This window comes from Motilibacter deserti (genome assembly GCF_011250635.1).
GTDB classification, from domain to species: domain Bacteria; phylum Actinomycetota; class Actinomycetes; order Motilibacterales; family Motilibacteraceae; genus Motilibacter_A; species Motilibacter_A deserti.
In genome coordinates, this window is sequence record NZ_JAANNP010000175.1 from 1 (window position 1) to 2,902 (window position 2,902).

The 2,902-nt window shown below is 73.4% G+C and carries 3 protein-coding genes; all 3 read right to left on the reverse strand.

Translation table 11 applies throughout. The annotated features are described in order from the left end of the window. Window positions 1-885: alanine racemase (locus G9H71_RS21975; protein WP_166284896.1), on the reverse strand; the 885-nt coding region annotated here is incomplete at its 3' end. Window positions 886-889: 4 nt separating this feature from the next. Next, complete coding sequence (locus G9H71_RS21980; RefSeq protein WP_166284897.1) at window positions 890-2,005, reverse strand: lipid II:glycine glycyltransferase FemX; 1,116 nt, start codon at window positions 2,003-2,005, stop codon at window positions 890-892. Window positions 2,006-2,085: 80 nt separating this feature from the next. Then, window positions 2,086-2,902 (reverse strand): hypothetical protein (locus tag G9H71_RS21985; protein ID WP_166284898.1); only part of this gene is annotated, 817 nt, incomplete at its 5' end.

A 2,902-nucleotide genomic window follows, 5' to 3' on the forward strand; every position in this document is an offset into this window, starting at 1 on the left:
GCGCTGCCGGCCGCCGACGACGTACGGCGAGAGCGTCCGACCACCGGCGCCGAGCAGGCCGATCGCGGCGAGCTTCGCGCGGGGCAGCAGGCCGCGTACGGAGCGCGGGGCCTCCAGCCCCACCCCGTGCCCGGTGCCGCCGGACAGGACGAGCAGATAGCCGTCGCGCTTCATCGTCCGCTGCCGGTAGCCATAGGGCGTGCGCCGCGAGAGCCGGTGGACGTCGAGCACGGTGGCGGTCGCCTGGAACGCCTTGCGGTCGCCGAGCCAGAGCGCCGTCCCGACGCGCGGGCGCAGGGTGACGGCCGGGAGCCTGCGGTGCAGGGCCCGCAGCTTGCCGTCGAGCACGTGGCTGACCCAGACGGTCTCGTCGGGCCCGCTGATCGCCGCGCCCTCGAGGACGCGCAGCGCCTCGGCCACCGGGTCACCCGCGAGCGGCAGGTGCAGCGCCCAGCCGGCGCTCGGGAAGCGCCGCAGGTAGCCGCGGGCCTGCTCGAGCTGGGCGGGGTCGAGGCCCGAGCGGTTCATCGCGGTCCGCAGCTCGACCACCATGCGGTGGTTGGACCCGGCCATCGCCTGCGCCGACTCGACGTGGGCGACGGTCCGCAGCAGCTTCGGGTCGGGCTCGAACGCGCCGAGCCGCGGGTGCCAGGGCGCCATGACCAGGATCTGGCCGGAGAAGCGCTCGCGGACCTTCTCGGCCTCGGCCGCCTCGCCGACGGCCACGGTGTCGACGCCGAGGCGCTGGGCCTCCGCCGCCAGCCGGGCCACGCCGAAGCCGTACCCGTTGCCCTTGATGACGGGCACGAGCCCGGGGTTGCGGTCGAGCACCGCCTGCAGGTGGCGTCGCCAGCGGTCCGCGTCGACGGTCAGTGCCAGGGTCACCGGGTCAGCCTCGCCGTCGGAGGTAGAGGTCAAACGCCGCATAGAGCGGGCGGTTGAGCGGCAGGTCCCACTCGCCGAGGTACTCGACCGCCTCGCCGCCGGTCCCGAGCTTGAACTGGATCAGCCCGAAGTGCGGGTCCTGCGGGTCGAGCGTGTCGGTGATGCCGCGCAGGTCGTAGACGTCGCACCCGGACGCCAGCGACGTGCGCATCATCTGCCACTGCACGGCGTTGCTCGGCCGGACGTCTCGCCCCTCGGTGGAGGAGGCGCCGTAGGAGTACCACGCGTGCCGCCCGACGCGGACCAGCGTCGTGGCGGCGAGCAGCCGGCCCTCGTGGCGGGCGAGCAGCAGCGCGATCCGCTCCGGGTCCTCGGCGCTCATCGCCTGCCACATGCGCTGGAAGTACGGCAGCGGGCGTGGGGTGAAGCCGTCGCGCTTCGCGGTCTCGACGTAGACCTCGTGGAACGCGGGCAGGTCGTCCGCGGTGCCGAGCTCGACGGTCACCCCGGCCTTCTCGGCCTTCTTCACGTTGCGCCGCCAGAGCTGGTTGAAGCCCTTGAGCAGGTCGCCCTCGGTCTTGCCGGCGAGTGGGAGCTGGAAGACGTACTGCGGCTGGCCGGCCGCGAAGCCGCCCTCCGCCCGCGGCGGCCGCCAGCCGCTCGCCTGCAGCGCGGCGGCGAGCCGGCGGCCGACGTCGGTCGTCTCGTCCGCCGGCACCGAGTCCAGCTTCGTCGCCTGCCCCGTCGCGACCGCCGCCTTCAGGGTCTCCGAGCCCCAGCGCCGGGTGACGACGGGCGGCCCCATGCGTACGCCGAACGCGCCTTCGCGCTTCAGGCCGCGCACCAGCGGGTCGAGCCACTCACGCGGCGCGTCGGCGACGGCGTCCCAGTCGAGCAGCGGGCCTTCGGGCAGGTACGCCAGGGAGCGCTTGAGCTTCGGCAGCTGGCGGTAGAGCACCAGGCCCGCGCCGAGGAGATGTTCCCCGTGAAACCACCCGAGGGACTGGCCGCGCCACTCGGACTTCACCTGGGCCCAGGCGGGCGTCTGCAGGAAGCTGGCGCTGCCTTGCTTCGCGACGAAGTCGAGGTGCTGCCGGGCGTCGATCGGGCGTACGTGCACGGGTGGCGACACTACCCAGTGCCCGTACGCCGCAGGGCACGGCCGGAGCCCCCGGCCGTGCCCTGCCAGCGTCAGCGTGATCAGCCGACGAGCACGTTGACCGGGCCGTTGTAGTAGTAGCGGCCGTCCGGTCCGACCACCGAGACCGTGACGACGGACGACGGAGCGATGACGAACCGGTGCGTGCCGAAGACGACCGGGCTGCCCGTCGGTCCGGCGACGAAGCCCGGCGTGAAGGTCCCGTCGCCCCACTCGATGACGGCGGAGAGGCTGCTGACGGGCACGCCGGGTGCCGAGATCGACGCCAGCACCGTCGAGACGGAGCGGCCGACCGGGAACCGGACGCCGGTGGCGGGCGTGACAGAGATCGGCGCGGCCGTCTCACCGGTTCCGAGAATGGAGAACTGGATGCTGTTGGACGTGACCACCTCGCCGCCGAACGGGGTGAAGGTGGCGCTCAGTCGCGAGTTCCCGACGGGCAGCGTGATGGTCGCGGTCACGACACCGCGGGGGGTGGCCGGCGACACGGAAGCGAGCTCGACGCCGCCGGCCAGGAAGCGCAGCGTCCCCGGCACGTTCCACTCATAGCTCGCGCTGACCGTCACTGCCCGGCTGCTCGACGGGCTGGGGCCCGAGGTGAGGGCGATGGTGAGCGGGTACTTCAGGACCTGGACCAACCGGGCCGACGAGGTCGACGGAGTGAACTCCGGGTCCGTCGGCACGAACTCGGCGAACACGCTCCACACCCCCTGCGGGAAGAACCCGGAGGCGGTGGCGCTGCCGTTGGCCGCCGCGACGGTCGCGAGGTCGTAGCGCATGCCGGCCGAGACCCGGTAGAAGGTCACCGTCCCGGAGACGTTCGGGGAGACGGACGCGCTGAGCGCGCCGCTCGTTCCG